Source organism: Mesorhizobium sp. M5C.F.Cr.IN.023.01.1.1, assembly GCF_003997585.1.
GTDB lineage: Bacteria > Pseudomonadota > Alphaproteobacteria > Rhizobiales > Rhizobiaceae > Mesorhizobium > Mesorhizobium wenxiniae.
The window spans coordinates 1-13,980 of sequence record NZ_RZSU01000143.1; the positions used below are offsets into that span (position 1 = coordinate 1).

General features: G+C 57.5%; 10 protein-coding genes and 1 pseudogene. 2 read left to right on the plus strand and 9 right to left on the minus strand.

The window, feature by feature from the left end:
* Window positions 1-535, minus strand: a 535-nt coding sequence (locus tag EOA78_RS31965; RefSeq protein WP_164784024.1) for a hydantoinase B/oxoprolinase family protein, incomplete at its 3' end; no start/stop codon positions are given.
* A gap of 385 nt (window positions 536-920) precedes the next feature.
* On the opposite strand from EOA78_RS31965, the gene EOA78_RS31970 reads away from it, so the two are divergent.
* Both EOA78_RS31970 and glyA read left to right on the plus strand, forming a co-directional pair.
* Entirely contained in the window at window positions 921-2,813 is a 1,893-nt protein-coding gene (locus EOA78_RS31970; protein ID WP_245477907.1) for a CocE/NonD family hydrolase, read from the plus strand.
* 257 nt (window positions 2,814-3,070) lie between these two features.
* A pseudogene (gene glyA, locus EOA78_RS31975) lies at window positions 3,071-3,402 on the plus strand (serine hydroxymethyltransferase); the annotation flags it as partial.
* Between the two features lie 178 nt (window positions 3,403-3,580).
* On the opposite strand, the gene EOA78_RS31980 reads toward glyA, so the two are convergent.
* The 8 genes from EOA78_RS31980 to EOA78_RS32015 all read right to left on the minus strand — a co-directional run bounded on the left by EOA78_RS31980 (window position 3,581) and on the right by EOA78_RS32015 (window position 13,820).
* Complete coding sequence (locus tag EOA78_RS31980) at window positions 3,581-4,549, minus strand: polysaccharide deacetylase (protein WP_206533542.1); 969 nt, start codon at window positions 4,547-4,549, stop codon at window positions 3,581-3,583.
* Window positions 4,550-4,848: 299 nt separating this feature from the next.
* Window positions 4,849-5,859 (minus strand): oligopeptide/dipeptide ABC transporter ATP-binding protein, encoded by a 1,011-nt coding sequence (locus tag EOA78_RS31985; protein WP_127319349.1) that lies wholly within the window; start codon window positions 5,857-5,859, stop codon window positions 4,849-4,851.
* Window positions 5,856-6,845, minus strand: coding sequence for an ABC transporter ATP-binding protein (locus EOA78_RS31990; protein WP_127319351.1), 990 nt, complete (start codon window positions 6,843-6,845; stop codon window positions 5,856-5,858). Before EOA78_RS31990 ends, EOA78_RS31985 begins: the two co-directional genes overlap by 4 nt.
* Window positions 6,842-7,714 carry an ABC transporter permease gene (locus EOA78_RS31995; RefSeq protein ID WP_127319365.1) on the minus strand — a complete coding sequence of 291 codons (873 nt, stop codon included), beginning with the start codon at window positions 7,712-7,714 and terminating at the stop codon, window positions 6,842-6,844. The genes EOA78_RS31990 and EOA78_RS31995 overlap by 4 nt, the downstream gene beginning before the upstream one ends.
* A 5-nt stretch (window positions 7,715-7,719) precedes the next feature.
* Window positions 7,720-8,742 carry an ABC transporter permease gene (locus tag EOA78_RS32000; protein ID WP_127319353.1) on the minus strand — a complete coding sequence of 341 codons (1,023 nt, stop codon included), beginning with the start codon at window positions 8,740-8,742 and terminating at the stop codon, window positions 7,720-7,722.
* Between the two features lie 29 nt (window positions 8,743-8,771).
* Complete coding sequence (locus EOA78_RS32005) at window positions 8,772-10,325, minus strand: ABC transporter substrate-binding protein (protein ID WP_127319355.1); 1,554 nt, start codon at window positions 10,323-10,325, stop codon at window positions 8,772-8,774.
* Between the two features lie 66 nt (window positions 10,326-10,391).
* Window positions 10,392-11,573 (minus strand): serine hydrolase, encoded by a 1,182-nt coding sequence (locus EOA78_RS32010; protein ID WP_127319357.1) that lies wholly within the window; start codon window positions 11,571-11,573, stop codon window positions 10,392-10,394.
* Between the two features lie 195 nt (window positions 11,574-11,768).
* A complete protein-coding gene (locus tag EOA78_RS32015) occupies window positions 11,769-13,820 on the minus strand; it encodes a hydantoinase/oxoprolinase family protein (RefSeq protein ID WP_127319359.1) in 2,052 nt (683 codons plus the stop codon).
* Between the last annotated feature and the right edge of the window lie 160 nt (window positions 13,821-13,980).

Consider the following 13,980-nt stretch of genomic DNA (forward strand, 5'->3'; position numbering starts at 1 on the left):
CTATCACACCCTTCGGTAGTCGGGTGTTAGCCTCAATCACGTCCACCACGTCATAATTAATTTGCCCCCCTATTACCACCCTGGTTGGCGGGAGACGCAAGCCTTCCTGAAATATCTCCCTCGAATCGAAAGATTGCCCGGGGTCCTTGCCTCCGATGTCCAGCCAATGGGCTCGGGAGACGGCGAACCCGAAGAGCTCACCGCCGAAAAAAATAGGCGCATATACGGAGACGTCATTGAGATGGGTGCCAACCACGTAGGTATCATTCAGCGCCCAGACGTCCCCCTCGCGCCAAATGTGCCTTCCGAACTTCCGCTCTGTATGTTGAGAGCAGATTTCCAGATTGCCGAGAAAAATGGGCAGCCCAGATGATTGGCCGAGAACCTGGTGGTCGCGATCGAGGATCGCAACGGCGCAATCCTTCATCTCATAGATGATCGGTGTGAACGCGGAGCGTATCAGCATCGCGTTCATCTCTTCCGCGGCGGATATCAATCCGTTCCTGACAATTTCAACAGTGATGGGGTTCAACATTTAATTTTCCATCGCCCAACTCTGATGCTCACGACCCACCGACCTTCGATTTCCACAATCCGGCTTGAGCCACTCCTAGCGTTGGAAGCTCGAAGCTTGCCACCTCCAACAGGTGTCGGGAGCGAGGCCGAGTGCTGCACTGTAGGTCGATGCACGTCTGGCCCAGACAAGCGGCATGCGCAAAGATCTCGCTCTATGCTCCAAAGCCATCGGCCTCTTATTCCTAAATTAGGTCACGCCAACGATAGCCGTGATCGAAAGGCTCGCCAGTATCAAATTTTTGGTAGCCACCGTGAAATTGATATGAGCCATATCACGCCGAACTCGTCAAAATCCGGGGCCCCAGGTCAGCTGACCGCATCACTGCGGTGTCGGGCATCCCGACATGATTGATTGCCGCTTTTCGCCAGGCGGGATGCTGTGGCTCATTGCTCCCTTGTGCGACGAGTGCTCGGACCGTGGAACGGAAAAGGTAAAAGAGGTCAAGATGAACCAAATTAGCAAAAATCTTACTGAAGCTGACGTCGTGCGAGATATCGGCTACGTTTCTATGACGGACGGGACGCGCATCGCTCACATCACGTGGCGCCCGAAATCTGGCCGCTATCCGAGCGTTTTTTGGTATTCCCATTATAAAGCAAGTGCCGCCCCATTCGAAATGGCAAAGCCATTTCTCGAAGCCGGCTACGCTTTCGTTGGCGCCAACTTTCCCGCGACGGGTTGCTCGGAAGGTATCATCGACTATTGGGGCGACCGTAAGGAGGGAATTTACGGTGCCGAAGTGGTCGAATGGATTGCCCGACAATCCTGGAGCGACGGCAATGTCGGAATGATCGGCAATTCAACTCCTGGGGTCATTCAATTTTGGGTGGGAGCAGAGCGACCTCCTCACCTCAGGGCGATTGTGGCGAGCGGCCTAGAGGACGGCTACGGAGATTGCACCTACGTTGGCGGGATGTTCCAACTAGGTTCCGTCGCATGGGAAAATACAACTAAGTCCACGCAGGCCGCAGGTGCGGAATGGCGGATAAGAATGGGTGATAACCAGTGCACCGCGATTCGTGAGAGTAAGCAAGTCGTCAAGCGCTCATTTCTTGATGAGGTGAGAAATCGCCCCCTTAAGGATGAGTGGTGGGATTCAGTCTCAATGGCCCACGAAGAGATTGCCGGCAAAGTCAATATACCCACAATGATTGTTGCTTCGTGGCACGATGAATTTGGTGGCTGCGCTAGGCAAAGCGCACGACTATTTTCTCACATACTCAAAAACGTGAAGCATAAGAAAATTCTTTTTATGAACGGTGATCACAACGTCGCCGGCCCACACCCGACTATCGGGATCAGGAGCTATGGCTTTGTAGATACAGAGCAGATGAGATTCCTGGACCGTTGGGTGAAGGGCATTGAGAATGGTATAGACAACGAAGATCCGGTCACCGTGTTTTGGGACGTTAGAGAGGTTGACGGGAACGCTAAGAATGCGCGTCCAGGTTGGACCACCACTCATAAGACATGGCCAGAACCTTCCGTTCAGCGTCGTCCATTGTATCTTACAGCCGATGCCGCGCTCTCTTTTGATGAGCCAAGTGGCAGCTCGACGGATGGCGTCCGCGCCTATCTCTACCCGACGGCAGCAGAGCTCGTTGGCAGCAGTGAGCAGTTTGCACTGCAGCCATATTCCCCCGGCGTTCTGAACTACCGGACGGCCCCGGCCGTCTCAGACATTGTGGTGCTTGGGAATCCGGAGGTCACGCTATTTCTTAGTATTGATTTTGGCGATGATACGGATCTCGGATTAACACTGAAAGATATCGATCCCGAAGGCAGTGTACTCTTTCTACAAGGAGGCTTGCTGCGAGCTTCGCTAAGAGCGGTCGACAACGATCGAACATATGAAGACGAGGTAGTTCATTCGTTCGGCAAGAGCGAAAAGCTTGTGCCAGGTGAAATCTACGAGATACGGATGTCGTTGCTGAACCCGATTGCTCATGTGGTCCGGCCAGGGCACCGTCTTGAACTGACCATTGGCGCTCCAAGTTGTATATTGTATCAGACTTCGGCTCCGGATCGATATGGCCACAGTTTTTACAGCAGCATCCCTATCGGAGGCCCGTCCGTCAACAGGGTCTATCACTCGAAGAAGAACCCTTCGAAAATCCTGCTTCCCATAATACCGGGGGCAGTAGCCCAAGCGTCCGCGCCTGACCCCCTCACGCTGCGGGGGCAGCCTTCTCGAAAGCAAACTGAATTTGTCCCGGGAGGACTGCCGATTCCATAACCTAGGACAATCGGCCATGGAGACGCTTCCGACGAAGATCTGGCCCGTCCGTTATGAGCCCCATTTGACCACAGCTTGGCCTGACCGGCTAGGGCGCGGGAAACGCTGACAGCGTGTTCACCGAACCCGGCCGGCGGCACATCAATCCCGCGGCTTCTCTTAGGAACGGCCGGCGAGGTATCGCGATTACTACCGGTTCGGTGGAACGCTGCGCCGCACTGACCGCAAGAATGATCCAATTTGTTATAAGGAAGCCCATGTTCACCAGGATGGTTGATGCCACAATCTCCGATACCGCAATTGCCGAAGCAATAGCCCATGAACTCGACCGCCAGCAGCACCAGATCGAGCTGATCGCATCGGAAAACATCGTCTCCCGTGACGTTCTGGCGGCACAGGGGTCCGTTCTGACCAACAAATATGCAGAAGGCTATCCCAGACGCCGCTACTACGGCGGCTGCGAGCATGTCGATATAGTCGAAGAGATCCCATCGATCGGCTCAAGCAACTCTTCGGCGCCGGTTATGCCAATGTCCAGCCGCATTCGGGGGTCCAGGCCAATCAGGCCGTCTTTCTGGCGCTGTTGCAAAGCGCAGCTCTCGGGAGCGGCGATCACGACGCGCTCGCGCGGTAGGTGCTCCGGGAACGGCTTTGCGCGATGGACGACGACGCTCGAACGACTTCACCGTCGTGGCACGCGACGCGTGCTCCGCCGCCAGTTCGTCTTCGGTTTGCTTGCGTCCCGAAAAGTCCGGCCTGGCGTAAAATCACGTGCGCCCTGGCCAGTTATAGTCACTAGGCATCGGCTCGACGCCGCGGGCATCGGGTAACGCCATAAGGCGACGATCTTCGTCGTCGTCCTGCCAGCACCCGGTGATCTCCTCGCACGTCGCGAACCAAACGCCCTCATGAGACTTGAAGTATTCGATGAGACGCTCCAACATGATCATGTGATGTGCCTGGCCAATGATCTGCGGGTGCAGTGCCATCACATAGATGCCGTTGGGCTGGTAGTTATAGCAGTAATCGAAGATGTCCTTCCAGCGGCGGAGAACGGTTTCTGTATCGCCCATAGTTTCGTTGGCGCCGGTGTAAGCTAATGGGGGGAAATCGTCCAAATACCAGCTTACGGGGATCTCGAGTACCTTGCTGGCTGGACCGGCGACATTGCCCTTTTCCCAACGCACCTGCCAGCGCTGGGGGCGGTAAGGAACGAAATCCCGCGCCATCAAGCTGCTGTCGTACCTGAAACCTGCTTCCTCGATCAGATCGAGCGTGCTTTCACTATAGTCCCAATATGGAGAACGATAGCCGACAGGCCGAAGGCTGAGCACGCTCTGGTATGTCTTGAATGCAAGATCCATTAGGCGCTTCTCCGTCTCTCGGGAAATCAAGGTCGGATTCTCATGATAGTAGCCATGGTGACCGATCTCATGGCCTTCGTCGCAGATTCGCTTGCTGATTTCGGGAAAAGTATCAATGGTATGAGCGGGGGTGAAAAACGTGGATTTGACGCCTGTCCGCTTGAAGAGGTCAAGAATCCTCGGCATACCAACGGCGGCGCCAAATTCACCGCGGGACATGAAGGACGGGGTGGGGCGGTTGAAGCCGCCCAGCCACAGTGCCTGAGCATCGAAATCAACACCTAAATTGACGGCGACCTTTTTGCCCTGCGGCAGGTTAAGCTTACCCATTGCTTTGTCCTTTTCGAGCTCCGCACTGTTCGCCAAATCCATCAACATCCTTTTGGCAAAGACGGAGCATCGGAAGCGTTGGTTATGGGGCGGCAGCGCAGCCCCCGTTGCCTTAAATCAATCTAATGACATGCCACAATCACGGTAGCCTCTTGTGGTCGGTGTCTTTGCGCAGGAAGTGCAGAGGAAGCGCCCGGTGTCCGAACTTGGCACGGATTGGCCTCTTCATAGGACTCGATCACGGCATTGATAGTCGGGATCATGTTGTCGTGTGCCCCGTGTGCGCATCTAACAAGCTCCAGGGCGTGCGCTTGCGCACCAATTCCGCGACCCTAACGCATTCATGTGGCTGCAAGCGGGCCTCTCCTGATCTCGCTGTCTTTTCCGAGCGATAATGGGTGGAAACAGGCATAGGCCCGTCTTCCCGGCTCACCTTCGCAAAGCTCGGGCTCGGCTGTGCGGCACTGGCTGGTCGCCCAACGGCAACGCGGCGCGAAGGCGCACCCGCGAGGGCGGTTGAGAGGACTCGGCACCTCGCCGTCAATTGGCGCGGGCTGGCGCCGCCGCCTGGGATCGATCACCGGCACTGCGTCGAGCAATGCCCGCGTATAAGGATGGCGCGGATCAGCGAAGACCTCGTCCACGGGCCCACTCTCAACGATCCGGCCAAGATACATAACGGCGACACGGTGGGCGATGTAGTCGACGACACCAAGATCGTGCGTGATGAACAGGTAGCTGACGTTTGATCTAGCCTGAAGTGCCTTCAGAAGCTTCAGAATCTGGGCTTGCACGGACACGTCGAGCGCGGCGGTAGGCTCGTCGAGGACAAGAAGTCGTGGTTCGAGTGCCAACGCACGTGCGACGGCAACGCGCTGCATCTGCCCACCGGAGAGCTGATGCGGATAGCGATTGAGGTATTCCGGGCCGAGCCCAACCTGGCTCAGCAATTCGCTGGAACGCCTGTTGGCGGCTTTGCCGCGCATGCCAAGAACCGCGTTCAGCGGCTCGCCGACTATGGAGCGTATCTTCATTCTCGGATCAAGCGAGGAATGCGGGTTCTGGAAAACGACGCCGACGTCGCGGCGCGGGGGCATCGTTGCCCCGTGGGGACCGGCGGTGACCACGTTGCCGCAGATCTCGATCGTGCCTGCATCGAAGCTCACAAGTCCCAAGAGCGCCGAGGCGAGCGTGCTCTTGCCGCAGCCCGACTCGCCCACGACCGCCAGCGTCTCGCCCGGCGTGATCTGAAAGTTTATTCCGTCCAAGGCCTGCACGACGCCGCGGCGAGTAGGATAAACCTTGCGGAGGCTCTCGACCGAGACTAGGCGAACGGGTGGTGCTGCGTTCATTGTGTCTCCGTGAACTGCTGGTCGTCAACGGCGTGATGGCACAGCGCCAGATGGTCCTGCCCGAGCGTTCGGATCGGCGGATCCGCCTCTGCGCAGAGGCCGGTCGCGCGGTCGCACCGGTCGTGAAACGCGCAGCCCTTCGGTATTACGCCAGGATTGGGTACATGGCCCGGTATTGAGACGAGATCGCGGTTACCGCGGCCGACTGCAGGAACCGTACCCAGCAGCTTTGCCGTGTAGGGATGGCGAGGCTGATCGATAACCGCCTCCACGCTGCCCATCTCAACGATCCGGCCCGCATACATGACTGCGACGCGATCGCAGAGTTGCGAAACAATGCCGAGATCGTGTGTGATGAACACGACGGCGAGGCCCTTCTCATCAGCCAGGCGCCGCAGGAGCCAGACGATTTGTGCCTGGATGGTCACGTCGAGCGCCGTTGTCGGCTCATCGGCGATCAAAAGGCGCGGCTGGCAGGCGAGTGCGAGCGCAATCATGGCACGCTGGATCTGTCCGCCCGAAAGCTGGTGCGGGTATTTCTCGAGCGCCCACTCGGGATCCGGGATGCGCACGGCTTTGAGCTCGCTCAAGGCGACGGAACGGGCTTCGGGCCCGCTCACCCGCCGGTGGCAACGGATGACATCGATCATCTGCCGCCCGAGGGTGAAGAACGGGTTCATGGAACGCATCGGATTTTGGAAGATCATCGCAGCGTGGCTGCCGCGCATCGCGCGCAGTTCCGACTCCGGCCGCCCCACAACCTCCTGCCCGTCTATTATGATGCTGCCGGTGACGGAGCCGGGCAGCGGCACCATGCCAAGACAGGCGCTCGCGGTCATGGACTTTCCGCAGCCTGATTCGCCCACCAAGCCGAGCACTTCGCCTGCTGCAACTTCGAAATTAATCCCCCGCAGGATAGAAGTCGATCGGAACAGGCCGGGGAAGGTCACTCCGAGCCCCCTCACCTGAAGAACCGCACCGCTCATTGGCGTCTCCGCTGCTTTGGGTCCAAAATATCGCGGAGCCCGTCGCCAACGAGATTGACCGCAAGCACTGTCACGAAGATCGCCAGACCCGGAAAGAGCGCAGTCCACCAGTGGTCGAGGAAGTCGACGCGGGATTCCGCCGCCATCAGGCCCCATTCGACGGCTGGAGACCGTGCGCCCAAACCGATAAAACTTAGCGATGCCCCAGCCAGGATCGCGTAGCCAAAATCCGCCGAGGCCGCAACGATGACCGGCGTCAGCGAGTTTGGGAGGATGTGGCGAATGAGAACGCGCAGATGTCCCAAACCGATCGTTCGCGCGGCGCCGATGTAAAGTTCCTCGCGTACCTGCAGGACCGCACCGCGCATAATGCGCGCCATCCCAGGAAACCAGGAGACGCCGAGCGCGATCACAGCGTTCCAGAGGCCAGGACCAAGTGCAGCGGTGATGGCGATCGGCAGAAGCAGCGGCGGAAAGGCCAAGAATACATCCGCGACACGCATCAAAAGTAGATCAGTCTTGCCACCGAAATACCCTGCCATAAGTCCGACCGGAATACCGATGCTTAAGGCTAGAAGGACCACGCAGATGCCGACTAGCAGCGACACCCTCCCTCCATGAAGCACCCTGGCGAAGATGTCCCTGCCGAACCGATCCGTGCCCATCAGATGCTCGGTGCTGGGTGCTGAAAGCCGCTCCGACATCACAATTTCCGTCGGCGCATAGGGCGCAAACCAAGGGGCAAGCACCGCTCCTGAAACCACCACCAGCAGGATGGCCGCGCCAAAAGCGAACAGCCGGTGCTGCGCGAAGAATGCTCTTGCAAGGATCAGCCGGCCGGGCCGGTCGACATCGGTTGCGATCATCATCTCCATCACGCTGTTCTGAGCCGGGGATCGACGACCGCATACAGAAAGTCGACGAGTAGATTGACCAAGAGGTAGATGCCTGCAAGAAAGAGTGTGGCGCCAAGCGAGGCGGGGTAGTCGTTCTGCGCAATCGACGAGACTAAGAAAGAACCCAGCCCTGGCCAGTCGAAGACAGTCTCGACCACAACGGCTCCGCCTAAAAGATACCCATAGGTCAATCCAACGACCGTCAGGATTGGTATGAGGGTGGCCTTCAACGCATACCGATAATAGATCGCAGAACTCGGCAGACCATAGGCAAAGGCCGTCCGGATATACTCCTCCTTCAAAACCTCGATCATCATGTTGCGCGTGATGCGCGTGACAGTAGCGAGCATCAGGATCGTCAAGGTGAGGAGTGGCAGGACGATGTGTGCAAGAGCGCTCCTGAATCCCTCCCAATTGCCAGTGAGAGGGGCATCGATAAGAAAAAGGCCGGTGATCGGTCTGATCGGGTTACCAAGAAGGATCGAAGTGTCGACGCGACCTTGGAGCGGTAGCCATCCAAGTGCGCCGTAGAAGAGGAGTTGCAGTGACATCGCCAGAATGAAAGAGGGGATCGCAACGCCGGCTACCGAGACGGTCCGGACGACGTTATCGATAATCGAGTTCTGCCTTACCGCGGATAGAATTCCGATGGGAACGCCAATGAGCAGAACGAGCACCATCGTCAAGGTAGTGAGTTCGAACGTCGCGCCTAACCGCTCGCGAACCTCCAACAGCACGGAACGCCCGGTGAGCAGGCTGTTGCCGAACTCTCCGCGCATCGCATTGCTGAGGAAAGCAAAATATTGAATCGCTAGCGGCTTATCGAGTCCGAGTTCGGCATTCACCTTGGCGATCATCTCAGCGGGAGGCCGCCCCCCCAGCATCAATTCTGCCGGCGAGGGGGCGAGCACTCGGCTCAAAACAAACATTATGGTCATCACGCCTACGACGACGCCAAAAATCATTAGCAGCCGCTGGGCCAAGTGCATCGCAACAGGCATGATATCCTCCTCTACTCCGCTCCGGCCGCCTATCTGCCGAGGCTGTAGAGGGATATCTGTTCGTAGGCGGGATTATTGGCCTGTTCCATTCCTTTGATATCGGATGAATAGGCCACGACCCGGTTGACATCGGCATAGAAGATGGCGACCGCGTTCCGCATCAGCCTGTCCTGCGCGGCGATATAGTCCTTAGCCGCAGCGTCTTTGTCTACACCTTCCAATTTGAAGCCCTTGCCTACCAGGCGGTCGTACTCTTCGTCTTGGTAGTAGGAGAAGTTCCAGACAGGTTTTTCTTCGCTCTTAAACATTGCCAGAAAATCATATGGGGACGGATAACCTGGCCACATTACCATCGCGTTCAGGTGACCTGTGGTTTCAGGAGACCGCGCCTTCGTATTGTAGGTGGTGGCAACCGCCTCGAGCTCAAGCTCTACCTCCAGCCCTACAGCCTCGGCGTTGGCCCGGAACAGCTCTATTGCATCAATCTGCTCTTGATTACCGGCATAGTAGAGCGCCTTTATCTTCCAATCCTTCTTAGGAATGCCCGATTCTTCAAGCAGCGATAGCGCCTTTTGTGGATCAAATGTGCCCACGTCGTATGTTCCGTGACCCCACAATGTCGATACGACTGGACCCACCGGCTTTTGGGCAATACCACGAAAAATGTGGTTCAGTACCGAATCGTGATCCCAAAGAGACAACAGAGCTTGTCGAAATTTCAGATTGTCTGTGGGATATTTTTGGGTGTTAATCATATAGTATTGTGTGCGCCAGCTGGGAATATCCGCGACAGAAACATTGGGAAGAGCCTCGAGGCTGTCGATCTGCGAAGCCGGAACACGCTGGGCAATGTTCGCTTCGCCGGACCGGATCATCTGAACGCGGGTCGACATTTCGGCCACATAGGGATGAAGGACGCGGTCAATCTGGCCGGCTTCCCATCCGCCCCAGTAATCTTCGAATTTGTCGAGGACGATTAGTTTTCCCTGCTGGAACTGTGTCAGCTTATAGGGGCCGGTGCCGATCGCATTGCCCTGGTTCAGCCATTCGTCGCCCTTGTCGATGCCTGCCGTGCCTATCACGAAACCACTTCCACCCGCCACGAGATCGAAGGCGATGGTGTTTTTGAAACGGAAGACGACGGTAAGTTCGTCCGGCGTGTCTAAATGTTCCAGGCCCGCAATTAGGTAACTCTTGCCCTTCCCAAGATCACGCGTATATTCGAACGACTTCTTGACCGCCGCCGAATTCAGCGGCGAGCCGTCGTGGAACTTTACCCCTTCCCGCAATTTGACGGTCCAGCTCTTGCCACCCTCTGCGCTCTCCCAAGCGGTCGCCAGTTTCGGCAGGACCTTGCCGTCCTTGTAGGCAAAGAGCGTCTCGTAAACGTTGCCTAGCACATATGGTTCGGCCGCATTGGCAATGGCTGGGTTCATGTTCTGGTACGCTATGTCCCAAATCCAGGTAAGCGTGTTCTGAGACGCCTGCTGTGCGACAGCCTGCAGGCTGGACCAGCTCAGTCCAGCGATGGCAATGGACGAACCCGCGGCGCCCTTGAGAATATCGCGTCGATTCATTGTCATTGTAGTTCCCCTTTGCTTGGTTGTTCATTCCTTAGTAAATGCTGAAGCGCCCCGACGACCCGCTCCTCATTCCGCAGCGATCTTGGCCATCATCTTCACCAGAGGGCCTTGGAAGTTGGGGTCGGGGTCGGGGTCGCCCGTGTTCTCGAGCACGCCGAAATAGACGACGACTGTGCCCGTGTCCGGGTTTGCGAGCATATACTGGCCAGCATAGCCGCCGTGACCAAGCCAGATGCCATCGGTCGTCATCTGGCGGCTATAGTGCATCCAGTCGCGCGGTTTCGGCATGGTAGGGCCGGGGTTGCGGCGTGTATCTTCGATAAAGGCGGCATCGCCGACGCGGCGGCCATCGATACCCTGCCCCATGCGGGCAATCAGCAGGCCGTAGCGCGCGAGATCGCGGGCTGAGAGGCAAGCGCCACCGCCGAGCAGCGGCACGCCCTCGCGGTCGCAGGTAATGTGAAAGCAGCCTTCGATGCCGGCCGCCTCGACAATCTCGATCAGCCAGTCGCGCAGTGGCCGGCCGCTCACGCGCTCGATGATCCAGCCGATGACATCGCTGTTGGACGACTTGTACAGCGCCTGGCCGGTGCGATTCGCCAGGTCACCGCCGGTGATGCCGCAGACGAAGGAGCGGATCGTCTGCTCCTTCTTACCGTCTCGCGGTAGGCGGGAGCCGCTGGCGGCCCCGCTGTCGAAGACCATCGCGTCGGGGTTGCTGTAGTCCTCGGTGAAGTCATTGGCAACGTTCATGTCGGCCGTCGCCTTGACTGTGGCCTCGCCGTAGCCCGTACCGATCTCCGGCAGATAAGTGCCTACTGGCTCGTCGAGGTTGACGAGGCCGTCGGCCACTGCTCGGCCGAGCATCAGGTTGAGCGTCGTCTTGGTGATAGACATGATGGGATGCGGCCTCTCGGGCCCGAAGTCCGGCGCATATCGCTCATAGAGGATGCGGTCATCGCGCACTACGACGAAGGCCGAGAAATGCGGCATGGCGAGGTAGCGTCCGACTTCGGGCCGGTCTCCGATGGTCCAGTCGATCTGCTTCCTGAGCGGCAGGACGCGGGGCGCACGCAGCGACATGGCATAACGCGCCGTGGTGTGAAAGTTGTGGAAGCCACGGCGGCGGTGGTCGGGCAGGTTCCAGCGCGGCTGGTTGTCGTAAAGGATGGCCAAGTCGGGATTGGCGATCGAGGGGAGCTTCATCTGGCTCGCATTTCCAAGTTGGGGTGCGTTCGTGAGACTCATGCCGCGGCAACCCTCATGTTGGCACCTTCTACGGCCGGCCGCTCACAACGTTGCGACGGACGTCTTGCCTCCCGGTTTTTCTCACTTTAGCGATGGTCCCGGAACCGGCTAATATCAAATCTTCAGTGGCCAACTCGAAACTGATATGGGAGCTGCCCTTAAGCACAGGCTTGTGGCGGACGAAATTCAACGCATCTAACCTAGAATAATGCGCATCACCTTCCGCGCTTCGACGACAAGGCACGATCCAGGAGGAACAACGGTGGTGGAGAGTCCTGCGTCGACAATGAGCGGGCCATCCAGTTCGTCCCCTTGGAACAGGTCCTCACTGTTGACAATTCGCGTTCGCAGCCACTTGCCGCCGAACATCACATCGCGTTCGGAAAATCTGAGTTCTGTCTTCCGCGTGCCGGATGTGTCGGCTGCAACGTAGTTTCCCATGGGCGCAGTAGCCACCAGGCGCAATGCGACGATCTCGATCGACGCATCGCGATGCGAATGGCCGTAACGCTGATGGTAGGCTTCATGGAAAATCTCGGAGATCTCCCGAGCTGGCGTGTTGTTCTGTGGTATTTCGATCGTAACAGTATACTCCTGCCCATCATATCGCACATCGAGAAGGTACTGATAGTGTATCTCGCCCTTACCGCCTGTTTCAGCGTCTAGATGGGCTTTTGCCAAGCCTGATTGCTCTTCAAATCGGCGAGAGATCTCAGATTCCTCGACATTCCGAAGAAATTTATTGAATGGAACGGCAATATCGTGGCGCATGGGCGAATGCAGCATGCCCCAGGCGGAAAATACGCCTGCGTGTGGCGGAACGACGACGTTGGAAATCTCCAGGGCCTCTGCGATAAACGCGGCATGCATAGCGCCGGCGCCACCAAAAGCGACGATAGAAAAATCGCGCGGTTCGATACCCTGTTCGACGGTGATCCTGCGAATAGCATCGGCCATCTTTGCATTCGTGATGTCCAATATGCCCTCGGCCAGCGTTTCCGCATCCATTCCAAGCGACTTGGCGACTCTCCTTAGCGCGGCTTCCGCCTTTGCACGGTCAATCCGAACTGCTCCGCCCAGCTCCCCTTGTGGCAGGAAGCGATTCAGAAACACTTGTGCGTCGGTGACCGTGGGTTCAATCCCGCCTTTCCCGTAACAGGCCGGCCCCGGTTCGGCCCCTGCGCTCTCGGGACCGACGCGAAGACCGCCCGCCTCGACATAGGCAATAGAGCCGGCGCCAGCACCGATGGATTCGATTTCGACAACGGGCATGATAATGTCCATGCCAGAGAGCGTCGTCTGATTGACGACCCGCGGCTTGCCGTTGACCACGAGACTGACGTCGAAGCTGGTCCCCCCGACATCGGCGCATATGACATTGTCGGTGTGTAGGAGCTTTGTCATTTCCGCAGCGCCAATGATCCCCCCAACCGGGCCCGAAAAGAGGGTCTGAATGGGCTGCTTGCTTGCCTGTTTGACCGACATCAGGCCTCCACTGGACCGCGTTACATAAAGGGGTACTGCAAGCCCTCTTTTTTCCAGGCGGGATTCGATTACCTCAAGATATTGCCGAACCAAAGGGCTGATATAAGCGTCCGCCACGGTCGACGCCGCCCGCTCCGCCTCGCGCCACTCACGTGCGACTTCATGCGAAAGCGATACTGAAATTCCCGGAACGTTCCGCTCCAGGAATTCGCGTGCAGCGATCTCGTGATCGGGATTTTTGTAACTGAACAGGAAGCAGACAGCCACCGACTGAATCCCGTTAGCTCGAGCGTGTTCGGCTGCGGTTTGCAGGTCGCTTACATTTAGTTCCGCAATTTCGTTGCCTTCGTAGTCAAGCCGACCACCTACCTCCAATGTATCCCGTCGGCGCACGAGTTGTTCAGGACGCCGGAACTTGTTGTTGTACATCTCCTTTCGCGGTCGTGATCCCCGCATGATGAAGAAACTGTCGCGAGCACCGGCGGTCGTTAAAAGCATGATCCTGCCGCCGGAGTGAGAAAGCAGCGCGTTCAACCCTTGCGTCGTTCCGTGTACGGCAAACTCGACCTGGGCGAAATCGTCGATAACCCGGCCGAAAGCGCGCAATATGCCCTCCGACAGATCACCGGGTGTGGTTGGATATTTGGCCGCAAGATACTCGCCAGTCCCCGTATTCTGAACGACGACATCCGTAAACGTGCCGCCTATGTCGGCTGCAATCCTGTACCGGTTTTGCCCGATATTGGTTCTGATTATAGTCATTTATCCCGCCTCGTATTACTTGCGACCGGTGAGAGTGTTCGTTATCACCGCTAGAATGATTATCGTTCCCGTTACAATCTCCCGGAGATATGCTTCGAGGTTCATAATGTTGAAGGCGTTGTTGATGATCGCCAACAAAAACACTCCGACCACCGTGCGC

Coding starts and splice junctions, on each gene's coding strand:
- EOA78_RS32015 (WP_127319359.1), bottom strand. CDS start 13,820: ATGACTATAATCAGAACCAATATCGGGCAAAACCGGTACAGGATTGCA.
- EOA78_RS32000 (WP_127319353.1), bottom strand. CDS start 8,742: ATGCCTGTTGCGATGCACTTGGCCCAGCGGCTGCTAATGATTTTTGGC.
- EOA78_RS32010 (WP_127319357.1), bottom strand. CDS start 11,573: ATGAGTCTCACGAACGCACCCCAACTTGGAAATGCGAGCCAGATGAAG.
- EOA78_RS32005 (WP_127319355.1), bottom strand. CDS start 10,325: ATGACAATGAATCGACGCGATATTCTCAAGGGCGCCGCGGGTTCGTCC.
- EOA78_RS31985 (WP_127319349.1), bottom strand. CDS start 5,859: ATGAACGCAGCACCACCCGTTCGCCTAGTCTCGGTCGAGAGCCTCCGC.
- EOA78_RS31980 (WP_206533542.1), bottom strand. CDS start 4,549: ATGGATTTGGCGAACAGTGCGGAGCTCGAAAAGGACAAAGCAATGGGT.
- EOA78_RS31970 (WP_245477907.1), top strand. CDS start 921: ATGATTGATTGCCGCTTTTCGCCAGGCGGGATGCTGTGGCTCATTGCT.
- EOA78_RS31995 (WP_127319365.1), bottom strand. CDS start 7,714: ATGATGATCGCAACCGATGTCGACCGGCCCGGCCGGCTGATCCTTGCA.
- EOA78_RS31990 (WP_127319351.1), bottom strand. CDS start 6,845: ATGAGCGGTGCGGTTCTTCAGGTGAGGGGGCTCGGAGTGACCTTCCCC.